Origin of the sequence: Pseudomonas sp. Leaf58, from assembly GCF_003627215.1 — a bacterium.
In the GTDB taxonomy this organism is placed as follows: Bacteria; Pseudomonadota; Gammaproteobacteria; order Pseudomonadales; family Pseudomonadaceae; genus Aquipseudomonas.
Map to the genome: position 1 here is coordinate 3,059,106 of NZ_CP032677.1, position 19,667 is coordinate 3,078,772.

A 19,667-nucleotide genomic window follows, 5' to 3' on the forward strand; every position below is an offset into this window, starting at 1 on the left:
GCGTGCTTGCCTGCGAAGGCCGGCAACGCCGCCCCACCAGCCTAGAGATGCCCACTATGGAGTTCGCTTTCACCGAGGAACAGTTGATGATTCGCGACAGTGCCGAGCGTTTTCTCGCCCAGGCCAGCGATTCGCACGCTGTACGCGCGGGCATGAGCCGTGACGCCGGCTATGACCCCGAACTGTGCCAACAGATTGGCCAGGCGCTTTACTGGCCCGCACTGCTGGTGCCCGAAGCCCACGGTGGCATGGGCCTTGGCTTCGTCGAACTGGCCGTGCTGCTGGAGCAATGCGGGCGCTTTCTGCTCGGTTCGCCGCTGTTCGCCACCAGTTGCCTGGCCACCCCGGCCCTGCTGCTGGCCGAAAACCCGGCGTTGCAGGCCCATTGGCTGCCGGCCATCGCCGCAGGCCAGGTGCACGCTACCTTGGCCTGCCCGCTGCAGGCCGAGCAGCTGCAGGTCGAACTGCGGCCTGCAGGCGACGGCTACCGCCTGGATGGCTGCCACGCTCAGGTCATCGACGGCGCCCAGGCCGACCTGCTGCTGATCGCCGCCCGCCGCCCAGGCAGTGTCGGCGCACACGGTATCAGCCTGTTCGCCGTGCCGGCCGACTCAACTGGCGTAGTACGTACCACGCTACCCACCCTCGACCAAACCCGGCGCCTGGCACGCATCGAGTTGCACCACGTCGAGGTCACCGCAGCACAGCGCCTGTGCGCCATCGACCAGGCCTGGCCACTGCTGCAGGCCACCCAGCGCATCGCCGCCATCGGCCTGGCTGCCGAGCAGCTCGGCGGCGCCCAGCAAGCCCTGGACCTGACCTTGGCGTACGTTGGCGAGCGCCGCCAGTTCGGCCGCCCGGTGGCCAGTTTCCAGGCCATCAAGCACCGCTGTGCCGACATGATGCTGCAAATCGAATGCGCCCGCTCGGCGGTGTGGTACGCCGCCTGCGTCGCCCGCGAGTACCTGGCCGAAGACGGCGACCTGGCGGTGCGCGGCGAATTGCTGGGCGCTGCGGCCACGGCCAAGGCCCATGCCAGCGAGGCGTTTTTTCACTGCGCGGCCGAATCGATCCAACTGCACGGCGGGGTCGGTTTCACCTGGGAATACGACCCCCACCTCTACTTCAAGCGCGCCAGGGCCAGCGAACAGCTGCTCGGCAACCCGGCCTGGCACCGTGAATGCCTGGCCGCCGAGCTATTGGGAGAACAACCATGAAAATTGGCTTTAGCACGGCGGACGAAGCCTTCCGCCAAGAGGTCGCCGGTTGGTTGGCGACGCACCTGCAAGGTGAATTCGCCCCACTGCGCTTTCGCGGTGGCCCAGGCGACGAGCACAGCTTCCCCGCCGAACGCAAAGCCTGGGAGCGCCAGCTGGCAGCCGGTGGCTGGGTGGGCGTGGGCTGGAAGCCCGAAGACGGTGGCCGCGGCCTGAGCATCAGCCAGCAAGTGATCTTCCACGAGGAATACGCACGGGCCGGCGGCCCGGGGCGCATGGGCCATATCGGCGAGGGGCTGGTCGGCCCTACCCTTGCGGCTTTTGGCACGCCCGAGCAGCGCAAGCGCCTGCTGCCGGGCATCCTCAAGGGCGAGGCGTTCTGGTGCCAGGGCTACTCCGAGCCCGGTGCCGGTTCTGACCTGGCCAACGTGCAGACCCGCGCGCGCCTGGATGCCAGCGGTGAGCGCTGGCTGATCAGCGGGCAGAAGGTCTGGACCTCGTTGGCCCACGAGGCCGACTGGTGTTTCGTGCTGGCACGTACCGAGCCTGGTAGCGTTGGCCACCAGGGGTTGTCGTTCCTGCTGGTGCCGATGGCCCAGGCGAACATCCGAGTGCAGCCAATCCAGCAACTGACTGGCACCAGCGAATTCAACGAGGTGTTCTTCGACCAGGCCGAGACCTCGCGCGACAACCTGGTCGGCCAGCCCGGCGAAGGCTGGAAGATCGCCATGGCGCTGCTGGGCTTCGAGCGCGGTGTGTCGACACTCGGCCAGCAGATGCAGTTTCACAACGAACTGGAGGAAGTGCTGCGCATTGCCCGCGCCAACGGCGCCGCCCGCGACCCGCTGCTGCGCCAGCGCTTGGCCCAGGCCTGGTCAGGCCTGAAGGTGCTGCGCTACAACTCCCTGCGCATGCTCTCCGGGCCGCAGGATGGCAGCCTGGCGCGCGAAGCGATGATTTACAAGCTGGCCTGGTCGAGCTGGCATGTCGAGTTGGGCAAGCTGGCCATGGATGTGCTGGGGGATGCCGCCGAGGTGCTGGAAAGCGCGCCGTATGGCCTGAGCCGGTTGCAGTCGCTGTTCCTGTTTACCCGGGCTGATACGATCTATGGGGGGAGTAACGAGATTCAGCGCAATGTGATTGCCGAACGGGCACTGGGCATGCCGCGGGAGGTGAAGGGGCGCTGAGCGCCCCCATTGCGGTCATGGGCGTTGGCAGGCGCTGCGCGGACCCTGTGGGAGCGGGTTTACCCGCGCAGAATTCACCGCGGTGCATGGCACCGGCTACGCCGGTGTTGGCGGGTGAACCCGCTCCCACAATGGTCGCGCCAGCCCTTGGAAGAGGCGCAAGGCAGGGTCACCTGCCCTGGCAGGGTCACCTGCCCTGGCAGCAGAAGCTAGCGCACGCGAATCTTCGGGTCCCCTGCCCCACGCCGCAGGGTTTGCAGAAAGCCCTCCAACGGCGCCGGCTCGGCGATCTGCGGTAGCGCGTCCTTGTCGGGCCGTTGCGCCCAGAACGCATCCCACGACGGGAACAGCTCGTGGAAACTGCCGGCATACGGCTCACGCCCCGGCCAGCGCATTTTCAGGCCACCGATCGGTGGCTTGTTCAGGTCGGTGGCGTACCAGTAGCACGGCAGGCGCCGGCGGAAACACCAGCGCCCGTCGATCCGCTCGTAGTCATCCCAGTACAGCATTTGCATGATCACCCACTCAGGCCCAGTCTCATGCTCGTTCTTCGAGTACACCACGCCGGTGGCATGGTCGGCATCGCTGAACTCGATGATGTGCTGGCCCAAGTGGTGCGACGTACCCTGGAACTGCTTGCGCATGGTTTCGTCCAGCCAGGCCTTGAGGTGCGCCCGGCCGTATTGGTCGCGACCCACCCGCACATCGGCAGCGAAGCAGTTGGCCATGGCGTCCATGTCGCGCATGTCCAGGGCCAGTGCATATTTGCCGGCCAGCTGGCGAATTGCGTCCAGCGACTCCAGGCGGTCGATGCGCTGCAGCAGCGAGGTGCTCTCCATGGCCGTCACTCCAGCACCGTGTACAGGTCCGAACCGCGCCCACCGTCCACCGCCAGGCTCGCGCCGGTCACGTACGAAGCTTCGTCGCTGGCCAGGAACAGAATGGCGTTGGCCAGTTCCTGCGGCAGGCCCACCCGGCGCATGGGGATGACTTTCTCGGTGTTGGCCCGGGCCTTGGCATCGCTGAGCATGCCGGCAGTCGCTGGGGTGTCGACCACACCAGGGATGATCACGTTGCAGCGGATATTGTCCGCCGCGCCTTCGCTGGCCGCCGCGCGGCTGAAATTGATCACCGCCGCCTTGGCGGCGGAATAACCGGCCATCCAGGCGGTGCCGAACAGCCCGCAAATGGACGCGATGTTGACGATCGAACCGCCCTTGCCCTTCATCAACTGCATCGCCGTACGCGTGCCCCAGAAGGTACCGTCCACGGTGGTGGCGAAGTTGGCGTGCCAGTCGGCGGTAGTCATGTTGTCGATGCCGCCCCAGGTGTAGGCCATGGCATTGTTGACCAGGATATCCAGGCCGCCATGGCGCTGGGCGCAGGCTTGCAGCGCCGCGACATAGGCCTGTTCGTCACTGACATCGGCCACCGCCACCTCGGCGCAGCCACCGCGGGCAAGGATTTGCTCGCGCACACCCTCCAGCGGCTCGCGGCGCCGCCCACACAGCACCACCAGGGCGCCCTCCTCGGCGAAGCGCAACGCGGTCGCCTCGCCAATGCCCGAACCGGCCCCGGTAACAAAGGCGATCTTGCCTTGCAGACGTTTGCTCATCAGCTAATCCCCTGTCAGATAAAGGCCATGCCGCCGTTGACGGCGATGTTCTGCCCAGTAATGAAGCTGGCGTCATCACTGGCCAGGAATACCGCCACCCGGGCGATTTCGTCGGTTTCGCACATGCGCCCCAGCGGCACGTTCTTCAGCAACGCCTGCATGTGTTCATCAGGAATGCCGGCCATCATCGGCGTGTTGGTGGGGCCGGGTACCAGGGTGTTGACGCGGATGCCCTGCGCCGCCAGCTCACGGGCAATCGAGCGGGTCAGGCCCATGACTGCAGCTTTCGAGGCGCAGTAATGGCTCGGCCCCTCACCTGTCAGCGCGGCGGTGCTCGACAGGTTGATCAGCACCCCCTGGCGCTTGCCCTTGAGCATCAAACGGGCGCCCTCACGGCAGCACAGGAAGGTGCCACCCAGGTTGACCCCGATAACCCGTGCCCAGCTGTCGTCCGCTGTGTCGAGGAAGGCATCGAGGGCGCCGACGCCGGCGTTGTTGACGACAATGTCCAGGCCACCAAAATGCGCCTCGACCTGGCCCATGGCATCGGCCACGGACGCACCGTCGGCAACGTTGCAGCCCAGCGCCAATACCGCCGCGCCGAGGTCGGCCAGGCTGGCAGCGAGCGCGGCCTGGTCGAGGTCGACAGCCACCACCTTCGCCCCTTCGGCGACGAAGCGGCGCACGATGGCCTGGCCCATGCCCTGACCGGCACCGGTGACGAAAGCCACTTTGTTCTGCAGTTTCATAGCGTTCTCCTTGGTTGAAGCCTGTTGGTCTTGCACCATCATTGGCCGCCGGCCCGTAGCGAACATCGTCCGATAGGACTAGCGCAGCGCGCACGTCGTGGTCCGGATGGACGATGCTGGCCGCGCCTGTGCGGCACAGGATCAGCTACGCATACCGGGCCGGCCTGGCCTTCCCCTTCAGGCGGCACGATGGCCGGCCCGGCATGCCCTCACCCCATCGAGAACTGGAGAACCGGCATGAACCAACCCGTCGACCTGCCTTTGCCCACTGGCCACTACGCCACCTTGCCTAACGGCCTGCGCCTGCATTACCTGGACGAAGGCCAAGGGCCGGTGGTGCTCTGGCTGCATGGCAGCGGCCCGGGCGCCAGCGGTTTCAGCAACTTCAAGGGCAACTACCCCGCACTGGTCGCGGCCGGCTACCGCAACATCCTGCTCGACCTGCCCGGCTTCGGGCGCTCGGACAAGCCCGACGACGTGCGCTACGAGCTGGATTTCTTCGTCGACTGCGTGGCGGCATTGCTCAAGCAGCTCGGCATCGGCCGCTGCACCCTGCTTGGCAACTCGCTGGGCGGCGCCATTGCCCTGGGCCTGGCGTTGCGCCAGCCGCAGTTAGCGGAGCGTTTGATCCTGCTGGCGCCGGGGGGCGTAGAGGAACGCGAGACCTACTTCCAAATGCCCGGCATCCTGCGCATGGTCGGCTTGTTCAATGCCGGCCCCATTGGCCTTGAGGAAATGCGCAGCATGATGCGCCTGCAGCTGTTCGATGACGCGATCCTGCCTGAGGAGCTGCTGCTGGAGCGGGTAGCGGTGGCGGTTACCCAGCCGAAAAACCTGTTCAGCACCATGCTGGTGCCGAACATGCGCTCGCGCCTAGGTGAAATCGAATGCCCGATCCTCGGCTTCTGGGGCAGCAACGATAACTTCAACCCGGTCAGTGGCGCCCAGCACATCATCGATGGCGCACACCAGGCACGGTTTATCGTGCTTAACCGCTGCGGGCATTGGGTGCAGGTGGAGCATCGCGAGCTGTTCAACCGTAGCTGCCTGGAGTTCCTGCAGCACGGTTGATGCAGCCTTGGCCGGTTAACGCCGGCCCTGGTAGGAGCGGGCTTGCCCGCGAACACGGGCAAAGCCCATGCCATCCAGCTTAGCCAGCAGCGCGCTGGCTATTGAGCTGGGCATCGCCGGGTTGGCCCAGCACACAGGATGTGCCGCCCGGGGTATACATCATCGCCACGCAGCGGTTGCACGCCGTGCAGATCGAATTGCGGCTCGCGCCACTGGCCAGCTTGTTCACGTAATCAGGCTCGGCGATCAACACCCGCCCCATGGCCACTAGGTCAAAACCTTCGGCCATCACCTGCTCGATACTCGCCAGGCTCTTGGCCCCGCCCAGATAAGCCAGTGGCATTTTCACCGCCGCGCGCACCTTGCGTGCATGCTCCAGCAGGTACAGCTCGCGAAACTCCACCACCGGGTCCATGCGCCGCTGCAGCGCCATGGCCAGGGCAATCACCGGGTTCTTCTGCTGCACGCGGTTCTCCTTGGGGAACGACGAGCCGAACATGGTGGTGATCGACTCGGCGTTCATCCCAGCGCTAAGCACCAGCAGGTGCGCGCCCTCCTGCTCCAGCATGCGCGCGATTTGCGCGCCGTCCTCGGCACTGTTGCCGGCACGCACGCCCTCGGTGATGCTGTACTTGCACACCACCGCCAGGTCCTGGCCAACCGCATCCAACACCGCGCGCAGTACCCGCCGCGGAAAGCGCAGGCGGTTCTCCAGGCTGCCGCCGTACTGGTCGCGGCGCTTGTTGTACAACGGTGAGATGAACTGGCTGAGCAGGTAGCCATGGCCCATGTGGATTTCCACCGCATCGAAACCGGCCTCGCGGGCCAGGCGCGCGCCTTGGGCAAAGTCGCGCACCACCTGCTGCATATCGGCTTCGTTCATCGCCTGCTTGAGGAACATGCCGCTCATCATGCCAATCTTGTTGAAGCCGCCACTGGCCGACAACGGCCTGGGCGTGGAGCGCTCGCGAATGAACGTAAAACAACCGCCGTGGGTAATCTGCGCACTGGCCAGGCCACCTTCGCGGTGCACCGCGTCGGTCAAGGCCTTGAAGTGCGGCAGGCTTTCGCGCTCCAGAATCAGCTGGTTGGGCAGCGTGCGGCCGTCGCGGCTGACCGCGCAATAGGCCACCGTGGTCAGCGCCACGCCGCCGCGGGCAAGGCCGGCGTGCAGTTGGGCCAGTTGCCGGGACGGCACGCCCTGGGCGCTCATGCCCTCGTTGGTGGCGGCTTTGACAAAGCGGTTTTTCAGGGTCAGCGGGCCGATACTGACCGGGCTGAACGGCGATCGGTTGGAGGTGTGGTTCATGGCAGGCCTTGTCCTCGGTGCAATAGGGCTCAGAAGGTGTACTTGGCGTTGAACGACAGGTAGTCGCGGTCGGCCAGCAGGCGACCTTGGGCAACATCCGGCGAGCTCAGGTAGGCGACATAGGTAAGGCCAACCTGGAAGTTGCCCAGGTATTTGAAGTCGCCGCCTACGGTCAGGCGTTTCTCGTCACGGCCCAGGCCCTGGTAGGCGCTGCCATCGACGTTTTGCTGCCAGATCACGCGGGTGGTCAGGTCCAGGCCGTCGGCGATAGACGGGTAATCCATGTAGGCGCCGACGCCCAGCAGGGTTGAATCACGGGTCTGGACGGCCGACTGGAAATCGTCGAAGCGGCCATCGACACCGGCACCGCCGCCGCTGATGACCAGGGTGTCGACCCCTTCGATGTATTGCTGCACCACTTCGCCCATGAAGGTGGTCTGCTGGGCCAGCCAGCTGGGGCCAAGGATGTACGAAGCGTTGAGGTTGGCCTGCCAGAGCTGCCCGGTTGTCGGCGCACCATTGTTCAAATACACCGAAGCACCGTCGCGGTAGCTGAGGTCGCCGGCGTACTGCACCGAATCACCCACCTTGGAGCTGAAGCTGACCCCCGTCAGCTCGACATCCTCGAAATAACCCAGGCGATAGGCCGGCGCGGCGCCAGTGTTGGCGCGCTGGCTAATGCGCGAATTGGACGAATAGTGGGTTTGCCCGCTGAAGTCGAAGAACAGCGAGCCAACCCGCTCGTGATAGCGGTAGTGGAACAGCCCCACCTCGGTGTTTTCGGTAACCCGGTAGCGCACGCCCATGCCCCATTGGCCGCTGTCACGTGGTTTGACCTCGCCGGCATAGTTGACGCCGGTGAAGGTCTTGTCCGGCAGGCTGTCGATTACCCCGGCTCCGAGCCGGAAAAACTCCGCACCCGGGCCAAAGTAGTCGCTGCCGAAGTAGTCGCCGACCGGGTTGAGTTCGGTTTTTTCCCATTCGTACTGGTAGAAACCGACCAGCGCCAGGTCCTCGTTCAGTGACCAGGAGGCCGACACCTGGCCTACCGGCAAGTAGGCGTCCTTGGCTTCGGTGCCTGGCACGTTGAACTTGGTCGCGTCCACTGGCGCCTGGCCCTGGCTGATGTTGGCCCAGAACAGGCTCTCGCCCCAGGCCACCAAATGGCGCCCGGCTTTCACCGACAGGTACTGGGTTTCGCCCAGCTCGTAGTTGCCATACACGTAGGCATCCAGCAACCGCGCCTTGCTGCCGCTCAGGCGCCGGGTGTCCTCGACGAAACCATCCGGGCGGCCAACCTTGTTCACCGTCTGCGGCGAGTCGTTGGCGTTACGCTCATGGTAGACGTCGTCGTAGAAGTGGCTGCCACGCACCACGGCACCGACGTTGTCATGGCGCAGGCGCAGCTCACCGAACAGGCTGAGCCGATTGGTGATTAACGAGCCACGCTTGAAGTTGCGTGTGCCGTCGTCATTGTTGAAGTCGTTGAGGTACTGGTCGGCCTGTTTAGCGGTACGCATCGACGCGGTGTAGTTGACCGTGAGCGATGAGTCCAGGGTGGTGTCCTCCCCCAGTTCCAGAGTGGGCCCGGCGCTGGCGCCACCACTGGCCAAGCCAATGGCCACGGCCAGCCAGCGGCGCCGGGCCAGGCCGGTGTTCGACGTAAACATGCTGCTCTCCTTTGTTGTTATTGTTTGCATCGTCCGTTTGCTGGGGCCTCAAGCCTGGGCCACGGCAGCCCTCAGGTCGTTTTTGGCGACCTTGTTTGACGGGTTCAGCGGTAGCGCCGGGAAGAACCGCACCTGGCGCGGCACTTTGTAGTTGGCCATGCGCTCGCGGCTCCAGCCGATCAGCCCCTGCTCGTCGAGTTGCTGCCCCTCGCGCAGCACCACACAGGCACAACCGACCTCACCCATGCGCGCATCGGCAATGCCGATCACCGCCACCTGGGCGATGGCCGGGTGCGCCAGCAGCGCGGCTTCGATTTCTGCCGGGTAGCAGTTGAAGCCACCGACGATGTACATGTCCTTGAGGCGGTCGGTGATGGCCAGGTTGCCCTGTGGGTCCAGGCGGCCGACGTCGCCGGTGTGCAACCAACCTTCGGCATCGATGGCCTCGGCGGTGGCGGCCGGGTCCTGGAAGTACCCCTGCATGATGTGAAAGCCACGCAGGCAGATTTCCCCGGTCTCGCCCTGCGGCAAGGCGCGGTTGGCGGCGTCGCGGATGCTCACTTCGGTGCCCGGCAACGGTTGCCCGCTGGTACCGGCAATGACCTCGGCCGGGGCCTGCGGGTCGCACAGGGTGGCCAGGCCACCGCATTCGGTCAGGCCATAGGCGGTAGTCACGACACTGAAGCCCAGCTCGTTGCGCATGCGCTCGATCAGGCTGGGCGGGATGCTCGCCGAGCCGGTCACAGCGATGCGCAAGCTCGACAGGTCGGTTTGCGCCAGGCGTGGGTGGGCCAATAGCGACAGGTACAAGGTCGGCGCCCCCGGCAGCACGCTGATGCGCTCGCGGGCAATGCGCTGGAACACCGCCTCGGCATCGAACACCGCATGCGGCAGAATGGTCGCCCCAGCAAGCAAGCAGGTCAGCCAGCCGGCCTTGTAGCCAAAGGCATGGAAGAACGGGTTGACGATCAGGTAGCGGTCGCCCGGCACCAACCCCAATACCCGCACGTACTCGGCAAATGCCCGCAGGTTCTGCCCATGGGCACTCATCACGCCCTTGGGCTTGCCGGTAGTCCCGGAGGTGAACAGCAGGTCGCAGATGGCTTCGGGCTGAATGCTCAGGGCCCGGCGCTCGGCCGTAAGTTTCTCGATGGTCGCGGCGCCAAGCAGAAACTGCGCGTAGCTCAGGTCGGGGGCGGCCGCTGGCTGCTCGCAGGCGAAAATCACCTGGTGTTCCAGGGTGGCCGGGCGATGCGGTGCAAGCAGTGCCGGGTAATCGACCTCCAGGAAGCGCTGCTGCATGAACAGCACCCGGCAACCGCTGCGGGCCAGCACATCGGCGGCTTCGCCCCCCTTCATACGGGTGTTGATCGGCACCAGCACGGCACCCGCGCAATGGATGCCCAGCGCCGCCAGGATCCACTCACGGCTGTTGGCGGCCCACAGGCCAACCCGGTCGCCTGGCTGGATGCCCAGCGCCATCAGGCCACGGGTAACCTGCAGCGCCTGCGCTGGCAGGTCGGCGTAATCCAGGCGCTCGCCGTTTTCTTCGATGGCGGTATGGCCGGCAAAGCGTTGCGCGCTGTCGTACAGCAGGCGGGCAATGGTGGCAGGCACAGCGGCCTGCCCGGCAAGGGTATCGAGGGTCGGGTTCATGCAGGGTTCGCTCATCGGTATCACTCGGGAAAGCGGATACGCAGCACTGGGCTGGTGGGGACCGCTTGGCAGGCCAGGATCCAGCCTTCGGCCAGTTCCCCAGCATCCAGGGCATCGTTGTGCAACAGTTCGACTTCGCCGCTTTCCAGGGTGCACATGCACGAGGCGCACCCGCCCACACGGCAGGCGCTGGGCGGGTTGAGGCCGGCGCGCTGCATGGCATCGAGCAGCGTCTCGCCGCTGGCGCAGGCCAGGCGGTGATCCTCGCCGTCAAGGTGTACGGCCAGTTCCGCGGCCATCGCCGCCTCACTGTGGCTGGCCGGGGGCAGCTCACCTTCCCCCGGCAGCGACACGAAGCGCTCCACATGCACCCGGCCAGCCGGCATGCCCAGGCTGGCCAGTGCCTGCACGGCGGCATCCATGAACGGCGCCGGGCCGCAGATGAAGGCCTGGGCGTCTAGAAATGGCCGGGCCAGTTCGGCCAGTTGGGCCACGCTTGGCACGCCTTGCAGCGCGTCCAGCCAATGCACCACCTGCAAGCGCTGCGGGTGGACGGCGGCGAGCATGCGCAGCTCATCGCGGAAGATCACCGAGTGCTCGTCGCGGTTGGCGTAAATCAGCAGCACCCGCCCCTGCCCCGCCAGCAGCGCCGAACGCAGGATCGACAGCACCGGCGTCACCCCGCTGCCGCCACCGAACAGCAGCAAGTCGCCTTGCAGGTCGCGGGGCACGAATACCCCGGCCGGTGGCAGCACCTCAAGGGTCTGGCCCTCCTGCAGCTGTTCACACAGCCAGTTCGAAGCGCGCCCGTCACGCACCCGTTTGATGGTGACCCGCAAGGGTTCGTCGAGCAGGGGGGTACTCGACAGCGAATAGCAGCGTGGCAGCCAGCCGCCGTCGAACGGCACACGCAGGGTCAGGAACTGGCCCGGTTTGTAGTGAAAGCGCTCGGCCAGCGACTCGGGCACGTCGAACACCAGCGAACGGGCGTCGGCGGTTTCCTCGATCACCCGCGCCACGCGCAAGGCAAAATAGTCATTCATGGTTCAGGTACTCGCTGTTACCCGGCTCAGACGAATGGATCGGGGTTGGGCAGGCCCAACTGCACCGCACCGAAGCTGCGCCCGTAAGCCATGAAATTGTTGGCGATATGCCCGCGGGCCTGGTGCAGGTCGCGGAACAAGCGCGCCACCGGGTTGCCGTTGTACAGCCCTGAGGCGGCCATGCTGCGCAGCAGGTCGCTGACACGCTCGGCACAAATGTTGGTGACGTAGGACGACTGGTAGCGGTACAGCAGGCGCGTTTCGGTGTCTGGATACTCGCCGGCCCGGGCCAGTTGCATCAGTTGCTCGTAGTTACGCTCCAGGACCAACTTGAGGCTGTCAACGGTAATCACCGCCTCGGCCACCGCCGTTTGGGCGACCGGGTCGTCGGCGGTGCGCGCCCCGTGCTTGCCGATGTGCTGGGCGGCGTTCTCGCGGAAGGCATTGATAGCCCCCTGCAAGGCGCCGATGGCCGAGGTCGAGACCGCGCGGGAGAACACCTGGGCGAACGGGATTGCATAGATCGGGTTGGTGTTGACCAGGCGCCCCGGCGTTGCTTCGATCTGCCAGTTGTTGGTGCGTTGCACGCGGTGGGCGGGGACGAAGGCGTCCTCGACCACAATGTCGTGGCTGCCGGTGCCGCGCAGGCCCAGCACATCCCAGTTGTGTTCGATACGGTAGTCGGCGCGCGGCAGCAGGAAGGTGCCATGCTCGCTGGCAAAGTCACCATCGGCAGGCAGGATGCCGCCCAGCAATACCCACTGGCAATGCTCACTGCCGCTGGAGAAGCCCCAGCGCCCGCTGATGCGATAGCCGCCCGGTACCACGCTGACCTTGGCCGCCGGCATGTAGGTAGAAGAAATCAGCGCGCCATGGTCCTGCTCCCAGACCTCGCGCTGCGCCTCGATCGGGTAGCGCGCTACCTGCCAAGGGTGCACGCCCATCACGCCATACACCCAGGCGGTCGACATGCAGCCTTCGGCGAGGATCATCTGGATTTCAAAGAAGGTGCGCGGGTCGACTTCGTAGCCGCCAAAGGCGCGCGGCTGCAGAGCACGCAGCAAACCCGCCGCCTGCAGCTCGTCGATGGTCTGGTCGGGGATGCGCAGGTCGCGCTCGGCCTGTGCCGCGCGGGCCTTGAGCTGCGGCACCAAGTGCCGCGCTCGTTCGATCAGTTCGACTTCTTCCTGGGTCTTTTCTCGCAAGCTGTGCATCACTGGTCTCTCCCGGTCTCGCTGCGCCACTGCGCGAGCTGGGATCGATCATCGGGGTGGCCAGGCGATCGTTCATCGTCAAAGCGGACTAGTGCCGGCGCGCCCTGGGCGCTAGTCCGTTGAGACGATGTAAGCCACCGCTGGCATGACCATAGTCAGCGCCATTCACAGCCCTGAGCCGATGAGCCCCTGAGAGGAGTTTCTGCCATGAGTATCCTGCAACGATTCCGTATCGACGGCGGCGTTGCCATCGTCACCGGCAGTGGCCGCGGCATCGGCCGGGCCATCGCCCTGGCCTACGCCGAAGCCGGCGCCGATGTGGTGTGCGCCGCGCGTTCGCTGGACGACGTCCAAGCGGTGGCCGAGGAAATCCGCGCGCTGGGCCGCAATGCCCTGGCGTTCGCCTGTGACGTCAACGACAGCGAGCAGCGCCAGGCCCTGGTGCGCCAGAGTCACGAGCACCTTGGCCGCATCACGCACCTGGTCAACAACGTCGGCGGCGGCGGCCCCAATGACCCGCTGGGCCTGAGCCCTGAGCAGTTCGACGAAATCCTGCGCTTCAACGTGTCCAGTGCCTACGCCTTCTGCCAGCTGTGCGTACCGCTGATGCGCGACGCTGGCGGCGGCAATATCGTCAACATCAGCTCGGTGGCCGCCCGCTACGCGCAGCGCCACTTCAGTGCCTACGGCACGGCCAAGGCGGCGCTCAGCCACCTGACCCGCCTGCTGGCCCAGGACTTCGCGCCACAGGTGCGGGTCAATGCCGTGGCCCCCGGCCCTACCCTGACGGCCGCCTTGAACAGCGTGATGCCGGCCGCCATGCGCCAGACCATGGAAGCCAACACCCCGCTCAAGTGCCTGGGCAGCCCCGAAGACATCGCCGCCGCCGCCCTGTACCTGGCCTCGCCTGCTTCCGCCTGGGTCACCGGCAAGATCATCGATGTCGACGGTGGTGCCGACTGCAGCGTCTGGGCTGGCTGACCAAGCGTTTTCTCAAGCCGGCCTCCCTTTTTGCTCGGGCCGGCTTTTTTTATTCCCTCACACAGAGAGCCCCCGCCATGGATGCCCATCTGATCCAAGCGCTTGGCGACCAGCTGTTCGACGCCCTGCGCGGTCGCCATACCCTGCAACCGCTGACCCGCCGCCACCCGGCCCTGACCCTCGACCAGGCCTACCGCATTTCGCTGGCTTTTTTGCAGCGCCGCGAAGCCCTGGGCGAGCGCGTGGTTGGCAAGAAAATCGGCGTGACCAGCCGCGCCGTGCAAGAAATGCTCGACGTGCACCAGCCGGATTTCGGTTTTCTGACCGACGCCATGCAGGTGGCGGATGGCAGCGATGTCAGCCTTGCCCAGCACCAGTTGATCCAGCCGCGCGCCGAAGGTGAGATCGCTTTCATGCTCGGCGAAGACCTGCACGGCCCTGGCATTACCGCCGAGGACGTGCTGGCCGCGACGCAGTGGGTGATGCCCTGCTTCGAAATCGTCGACTCGCGCATCGACGACTGGCAGATCCGCATTCAAGACACCGTGGCCGACAACGCCTCGTGCGGCGTATTCGCCCTTGGCAAGCAACGCCTCGACCCGCGCACGCTGGACCTGGCCAAGGTGCAGATGCAGGTGCTCAAGAATGGCCAGCCGGCCGGCAGCGGCCTGGGCTCGGCCGTTCAGGGCCACCCCTGCGCGGCGGTGGCCTGGCTGGCCAACACCCTGGGCGAGCTGGGCATGCCGTTGCGCCGCGGCGAAATCATCCTGTCCGGTGCTTTGGCGCCGCTGGTGCCGGTCACTGCCGGCGACCGTATCAGCCTGAGCATGAGCGGGCTGGGCCAGTCCAGCCTGCGCTTCGTGCCCTGACTTTTTCCTGGAGCGATGAACATGAGCAAGAAAATCCGATGTGCATTGATCGGGCCGGGCAACATCGGCACCGACCTGCTGTACAAACTCCAACGCAGCGAGGTACTGGAGCCGGTCTGGATGGTGGGCATCGATGCCAGCTCCGAAGGCCTGGCGCGCGCGCGCGAGATGGGCCTGAAAACCACCGCCGACGGCGTCGACGGCCTGCTGCCGCACGTACGCGAAGACAACATCCAGATCGCCTTCGATGCCACCTCGGCCTACGTGCATGCGCAAAACAGCCACAAGCTCAACGCCCTCGGCGTGCTGATGATCGACCTGACCCCTGCGGCCATCGGCCCCTACTGCGTACCACCGGTCAACCTCAAGGCCAACCTCGGGCTGGGGGTGATGAACGTGAACATGGTCACCTGCGGCGGCCAGGCGACCATCCCGCTGGTGGCAGCGGTGTCCAGCGTGCAGCCGGTGGCCTATGCCGAGATCATCGCCACCGCCGCCTCGAAGTCGGTAGGCCCGGGGACGCGCAAGAACATCGACGAATTCACCCGCACCACCGCCAGCGCGGTGGAACAGGTGGGCGGCGCCCGGCAGGGCAAGGCAATCATCATCATCAACCCGGCCGAACCGCCGCTGATCATGCGTGACACCGTGCATTGCCTGACCGACGACGAACCCGACCAGGACGCAATCCGCGCCGCCATCGAGGCGATGATCCAGCAGGTGCAGCGCTACGTGCCGGGCTACCGCTTGGTCAACGGGCCAGTGTTTGACGGTAAGCGCGTGTCGATCTTCATGGAGGTGGAAGGCCTGGGCGACTACCTGCCGCGCTACGCCGGCAACCTTGACATCATGACGGCGGCAGCGGCGCGTACCGCCGAGCTGTTCGCCGAAGAAATTCTCAAGGGCGAGCTGGTGCTGCGCCCTGCCCCTGCTGCCCTGGCTTAAGGAGCCGACCATGGACCTCAACGGCAAACGCATTACCGTACATGACATGTGCCTGCGCGACGGCATGCACCCCAAGCGGCACCAAATCAGCCTGGATGAGATGCAGCGCATCGCTTGTGGCCTGGATGCCGCCGGGGTGCCGCTGATCGAGGTGACCCACGGCGATGGCCTGGGCGGCAGCTCGGTCAACTATGGTTTCCCGGCGCACAGTGACGAGGCCTACCTGGCGGCGGTCATTCCGCTGATGAAGCAGGCCAAGGTGTCGGCGTTGCTGCTGCCGGGCATCGGCACGGTAGAGCACCTGAAAATGGCCCATGGCCTGGGGGTGAGCACCTTGCGTGTGGCCACCCACTGTACCGAGGCGGATGTCAGCGAGCAGCACATTGCCCATGCCCGGCACCTGGGCATGGACACCGTGGGCTTCTTGATGATGGCGCACATGAACAGCGCCGAAGGCCTGGCCCGCCAGGGCAAGCTGATGGAGAGCTATGGCGCCAACTGCATCTACCTGACCGATTCGGCGGGCTACCTGTTGCCGCATCAGGTCAGCGAACGCGTGGCGGCGATGCGTGCCGCGCTGCGTCCGGAGACCGAGATTGGTTTCCATGGCCACCATAACCTGTCGATGGGCGTGGCCAACTCGATTGCCGCGATCGCCGCCGGTGCCAGCCGTATCGATGCGGCCTGCGCCGGGCTCGGCGCCGGGGCTGGGAACACGCCGATGGAGGTGCTGGTAGCGGTGTGCAAGCGTATGGGCATCGAGACCGGGGTGGATGTGTTTGCCATTCAGGACGTGGCCGAGGACCTGGTGGTGCCGATCATGGACTTCCCAATCCGCAGTGACCGCGATGCGCTGACCATGGGCTATGCGGGGGTGTATGGCTCGTTCCTGCTGTTTGCCAAACGTGCCGAGCAGAAGTATGGCGTGTCGGCGCGGGAAATTTTGGTCGAGATGGGCCGGCGCGGGATGGTCGGAGGCCAGGAGGACATGATCGAAGACACCGCAATGACCCTGGCCAAGCGCCGGGCCTGAGGACCCATTGGCGGCAGTGTAAAAAGCTACAAGCTACAAGAATGAGCGGCCCACATACGGGCTGCTTTTTTCTTGCAGCTTGCGGCTTAAAGCTGGCTCGCCCATCAGCGCCAGTCGGCGACGATCCCATACTCCAAGGCCAAGGCCTGCGCCGCCAGGGTGCGCCGTTGATACTGCTCGGCACGGGGATCGGTGGCCAGCCACAACATTACCGCCGCCGGCACCTCGGGCGGTGCACTGCCGGCGCGCAAGGCAATGACCCCCTGCTCGCCGATGGTCACCTTCAAGGCTTCGGTGGTGACCACCCCAGGGTTCAAGGTGTAGGCACGGATACCTCGCTCACCCAGCTCCGTCGACAAAATCCCCGACAAGCGCGATACCGCCGCCTTGCCGGCACCGTAGGCATAGCCCCAGCCGCCTTTGTCCGCCGCCACCGGTGGGTCGCTCTCGCCGGCACCGGAGGTGACGTTGATCACCACCCCACTGCCCTGCCCGAGCATCCGCTGCACCACCGCCTGGGTCAGCAGGAACGGCGTCAGGATGTACCCGGTGAACATCCGCTCCAGGGTCTGCGGCTGCAGCGCCAGGAACGTCGAATTAAGGTCGCTGCCCTGGTAGATGGCGTTATTCACCAGCACATCGATACGCCCGTACTCGGCCAGCACTGCCGCGCAGGCGTGCTCGGCCGAACGGCTGTCGAGCAAGTCCATCGGCACCACCAACACCCGGCCGCCCAGCGCGCGGATCGCCTCAGCGGTGCCATTGAGGCTACCCGACAACGGCGCGCCAGCGGCGTCGCGCAAGGCATGCTGGTGTTGTTCGCCCTCTTCGAGGGTGCGCGCACTGATCGCCAGGTCGTAACCGGCACGGGCAAACGCCAGTGCCGCCGCCCGGCCGATGCCACGGCTGGCACCGGTAATGAAGGCTACTTTATTCATGCTTTTTCCTTGTCAGAAACGCGGCGCACGCACCATCGCGTCCATACCGCCATCGATGAAAACTACGCTGCCATGCACGAACGACGCCTGCTCGGACTGCAGGAACGCCACCAGCGCAGCGATTTCCTCCGGGCGCCCAGCCCGCCCCAGCGGCGCGACGAAATCCCGTACAGCCTTGCCAAAGCGGGCATCGTCCAGCGACGCCTGGTGCAACGGCGTTTGCACCGCACCGGGTGCCACCACATTCAAGCGGATGCCCTGCTGGCCCCAGGTCGGCGCCAGGCGCCGGGCGTAATGGGCAATGGCGTACTTGGAACAGGCATAGGCCACATGCGGCTGGCCCAGGCCGTTGGCCAGCTCCAGCGCATGGCCCTCGGCGCCTTCGAGCATCGCCGCGGTCATCGCCTGCTGGTCAGCCCCCGGCTGGGTCGCGGCCACCGAGCCGATGACCAGCGCAGCCGGGTTGCGCCCCTGCGCCAGGGCACCTTGCAAACCGTCGAGCAACTGGCTCACGCCAAAGTAATTGACCGCCAGGATCAAGCCGCAAGACGGTGCGGTCACCCCGATCCCAGCGCAGCACACCAGGCCATCGAGCACCCCGCCGCTGCGCTCGAGCACCTCGGCAATGGCCGCCGCACGGCCTTGCGCGGTAGAAAGGTCGGCCACCACCTCGGCATTGGCGCGGTCGATGCCGATGACTTCATGGCCTGCCGCACGCAGCGCGGCAGCCACCGCCGCGCCAATGCCCGAGGCACTGCCACTGATAGCTGTAACAGACATAATCGATCTCCAGGATAGGTCTGCCCAGTATCGGCAGAAGCAAAACGCGCCGGCATCGTCCTTGCGGACTAAAGCCGGCGCGTCGGCCGCGCCTCAGGCGCTGCGCGCAGTGGCCACGGCCAGCTTTGGTGGCGGGACCTTGAGGCGTTCGACCGCCTTCAGCGCGACCTTGGGCTTGCCCAGGGCAACCACGCTGTTAAGCAGGATGCGCACCAGCTCGGTCTGCCGGCGTACCCCGGTCTTGGAGAAAATCGAGCGCAAATGCGCCCGCGCCGTGTTGCGACGAATGTTCAGCTCTTCGGCGGCTTCTTCCAGCGACAGCCCGTTGGCCAGCTCCATGGCCAACGCGGTTTCGGCGCGGGTCAGGTTGAACAGCTGCTTGGTCACCACCTCACTGGCCAGCGACTTGCTGGCAGCATCGCGGATGTAAACCAGCGCTGCCGGCTGGCCGCGCTCGTCGGCCCAGTCCAGCGAAGGGATCGACTCCACCACCAGGCCCAGGTTGACCAACCCCGACGGCCGGGTCACCGACATGGCTTCGGCGCCTCTCGGTGCATCTTCGGAGAACGCCGCACGAATCAAACGCTGCAGCTCGCGGTTATCACTCGGGTAGGTCGCCTCCAGGCGCCCGCCCACCAGCTTCAGCCCGTCGGCACTGGCCAGGATGTCCTGGGCCACCGGGTTGACCTGCAGCACGCTGCCGCTTTCGTCCAGCACCAGCGTGGCCACCGACAGGCGGCTGATGGCCTGCGAATAAAGCTCGCTGAGCGACTCGCTGCGGTCGAGCAGGTTATGCATCTGCAAGGCGCGGCGCAGGTGCGGCACGAACATACCGCACAGGGCGCGCTCATCGGCCGAGAAGTTCGGCAAGCGCTTGGGCCGGGTGATGCGAAAACGCAACTTGCCGCCATCGGGTGTGGAGATGTCAGCGCCCATCACGTGGTACACGTCCTGCTGGCTGCAGAACATCTTGAAGTAGGCACTGCGCTCCCACTCGGGGTATGTCATGACGTCGTCGACAGCGAACACCTGGTCTGGCGGCTGGTTGGCAAACGGGGTGTTGGTTTGCGGGTAGGTCATGTAGGTCACATCACCGGCCCCTTCAATGTCCCCGGCAATGATCATCACACCCATGTCCGGTTGGTCCGGCACGCGCAAGATCAAGGTCACGTAATTGGCGTCGTAGAGGGTACGGAAGCTGGTCAGCGCGTTGGCCATCAGCTTGGGGTCGAGGGCGCCTTCGTAGACTTCGCCCACCAGGCGATCGAAGGTCGCCAAGTCGCAGCCGAGTCTGGCCAGTGCATCATGGGTCAAGACAGCTTTTTCCACAGTCTTCTCCTCGCTCGGGTAAGGCGTGGCCTTCCCTTGTTATTTTTATAATTTCGGCGCC

The 19,667-nt window shown here is 65.6% G+C and carries 18 protein-coding genes; 7 read left to right on the forward strand and 11 right to left on the reverse strand.

The features are described from left to right. Positions 1 to 56 precede the first annotated feature (56 nt). Positions 57 to 1,217: an acyl-CoA dehydrogenase family protein gene (locus DV532_RS14195; protein ID WP_056801323.1), complete on the forward strand. Its 1,161-nt coding sequence runs from the start codon at positions 57 to 59 to the stop codon at positions 1,215 to 1,217. Further along, entirely contained in the window at positions 1,214 to 2,404 is a 1,191-nt protein-coding gene (locus tag DV532_RS14200) for an acyl-CoA dehydrogenase family protein (RefSeq protein ID WP_056801321.1), read from the forward strand. Before DV532_RS14195 ends, DV532_RS14200 begins: the two co-directional genes overlap by 4 nt. 209 nt (positions 2,405 to 2,613) lie before the next feature. Here the strand turns inward: DV532_RS14200 and DV532_RS14210 are convergent, their stop codons facing one another. The 3 genes from DV532_RS14210 to DV532_RS14220 are packed head-to-tail and all read right to left on the reverse strand — an operon-like array spanning position 2,614 to position 4,768. Further along, positions 2,614 to 3,243 carry a nuclear transport factor 2 family protein gene (locus DV532_RS14210; RefSeq protein WP_056801320.1) on the reverse strand — a complete coding sequence of 210 codons (630 nt, stop codon included), beginning with the start codon at positions 3,241 to 3,243 and terminating at the stop codon, positions 2,614 to 2,616. Positions 3,244 to 3,248: 5 nt separating this feature from the next. Beyond that, the gene (locus DV532_RS14215) at positions 3,249 to 4,019 is read right to left on the reverse strand and encodes an SDR family NAD(P)-dependent oxidoreductase (protein WP_056801318.1); all 771 of its coding nucleotides are present in this window, start codon (positions 4,017 to 4,019) and stop codon (positions 3,249 to 3,251) included. 14 nt (positions 4,020 to 4,033) lie between these two features. After that, positions 4,034 to 4,768: an SDR family NAD(P)-dependent oxidoreductase gene (locus DV532_RS14220; protein ID WP_056801315.1), complete on the reverse strand. Its 735-nt coding sequence runs from the start codon at positions 4,766 to 4,768 to the stop codon at positions 4,034 to 4,036. A 237-nt stretch (positions 4,769 to 5,005) separates the two neighbouring features. Here DV532_RS14220 and DV532_RS14225 point away from each other — a divergent pair, with 237 nt between their 5' ends. Beyond that, positions 5,006 to 5,839, forward strand: coding sequence for an alpha/beta fold hydrolase (locus DV532_RS14225; protein WP_056801313.1), 834 nt, complete (start codon positions 5,006 to 5,008; stop codon positions 5,837 to 5,839). A 79-nt stretch (positions 5,840 to 5,918) separates the two neighbouring features. Here DV532_RS14225 and DV532_RS14230 read toward each other — a convergent pair whose 3' ends face one another. Genes DV532_RS14230 through DV532_RS14250 form a run of 5 tightly spaced genes read right to left on the reverse strand, consistent with a single transcriptional unit; the run spans position 5,919 to position 12,731 of the window. Next, the gene (locus tag DV532_RS14230; protein ID WP_056801312.1) at positions 5,919 to 7,148 is read right to left on the reverse strand and encodes an NADH:flavin oxidoreductase; all 1,230 of its coding nucleotides are present in this window, start codon (positions 7,146 to 7,148) and stop codon (positions 5,919 to 5,921) included. Between the two features lie 29 nt (positions 7,149 to 7,177). After that, the gene (locus tag DV532_RS14235; RefSeq protein ID WP_056801310.1) at positions 7,178 to 8,818 is read right to left on the reverse strand and encodes a DUF1302 domain-containing protein; all 1,641 of its coding nucleotides are present in this window, start codon (positions 8,816 to 8,818) and stop codon (positions 7,178 to 7,180) included. Between the two features lie 48 nt (positions 8,819 to 8,866). Continuing rightward, a complete protein-coding gene (locus tag DV532_RS14240) occupies positions 8,867 to 10,474 on the reverse strand; it encodes a FadD3 family acyl-CoA ligase (protein WP_056801308.1) in 1,608 nt (535 codons plus the stop codon). Positions 10,475 to 10,494: 20 nt separating this feature from the next. Further along, positions 10,495 to 11,517, reverse strand: coding sequence for a ferredoxin--NADP reductase (locus tag DV532_RS14245; RefSeq protein WP_056801306.1), 1,023 nt, complete (start codon positions 11,515 to 11,517; stop codon positions 10,495 to 10,497). A gap of 26 nt (positions 11,518 to 11,543) precedes the next feature. Beyond that, positions 11,544 to 12,731 (reverse strand): acyl-CoA dehydrogenase family protein, encoded by a 1,188-nt coding sequence (locus DV532_RS14250; protein WP_056801305.1) that lies wholly within the window; start codon positions 12,729 to 12,731, stop codon positions 11,544 to 11,546. A 207-nt stretch (positions 12,732 to 12,938) separates the two neighbouring features. On the opposite strand from DV532_RS14250, the gene DV532_RS14255 reads away from it, so the two are divergent. From DV532_RS14255 to dmpG, 4 genes are all read left to right on the forward strand, one after another. Continuing rightward, positions 12,939 to 13,712, forward strand: a complete 774-nt coding sequence (locus tag DV532_RS14255; protein WP_056801303.1) for a glucose 1-dehydrogenase — start codon at positions 12,939 to 12,941, stop codon at positions 13,710 to 13,712. A gap of 77 nt (positions 13,713 to 13,789) precedes the next feature. Further along, on the forward strand, positions 13,790 to 14,581 hold the full coding sequence (locus DV532_RS14260; RefSeq protein ID WP_056801302.1) for a fumarylacetoacetate hydrolase family protein: 792 nt from the start codon (positions 13,790 to 13,792) through the stop codon (positions 14,579 to 14,581). Positions 14,582 to 14,602: 21 nt separating this feature from the next. Next, positions 14,603 to 15,526 (forward strand): acetaldehyde dehydrogenase (acetylating), encoded by a 924-nt coding sequence (locus tag DV532_RS14265; protein ID WP_056801300.1) that lies wholly within the window; start codon positions 14,603 to 14,605, stop codon positions 15,524 to 15,526. A 10-nt stretch (positions 15,527 to 15,536) separates the two neighbouring features. Beyond that, on the forward strand, positions 15,537 to 16,559 hold the full coding sequence (gene dmpG / locus DV532_RS14270; protein ID WP_056801298.1) for a 4-hydroxy-2-oxovalerate aldolase: 1,023 nt from the start codon (positions 15,537 to 15,539) through the stop codon (positions 16,557 to 16,559). 104 nt (positions 16,560 to 16,663) lie between these two features. Here dmpG and DV532_RS14275 read toward each other — a convergent pair whose 3' ends face one another. The 3 genes from DV532_RS14275 to DV532_RS14285 form a co-directional block, all read right to left on the reverse strand. Further along, the gene (locus DV532_RS14275; protein ID WP_056801296.1) at positions 16,664 to 17,497 is read right to left on the reverse strand and encodes an SDR family NAD(P)-dependent oxidoreductase; all 834 of its coding nucleotides are present in this window, start codon (positions 17,495 to 17,497) and stop codon (positions 16,664 to 16,666) included. Positions 17,498 to 17,509: 12 nt separating this feature from the next. Next, a complete protein-coding gene (locus DV532_RS14280) occupies positions 17,510 to 18,277 on the reverse strand; it encodes an SDR family oxidoreductase (RefSeq protein ID WP_056801294.1) in 768 nt (255 codons plus the stop codon). A gap of 93 nt (positions 18,278 to 18,370) precedes the next feature. Next, positions 18,371 to 19,606 carry a helix-turn-helix transcriptional regulator gene (locus DV532_RS14285; RefSeq protein WP_056801292.1) on the reverse strand — a complete coding sequence of 412 codons (1,236 nt, stop codon included), beginning with the start codon at positions 19,604 to 19,606 and terminating at the stop codon, positions 18,371 to 18,373. Positions 19,607 to 19,667: the final 61 nt, after the last annotated feature.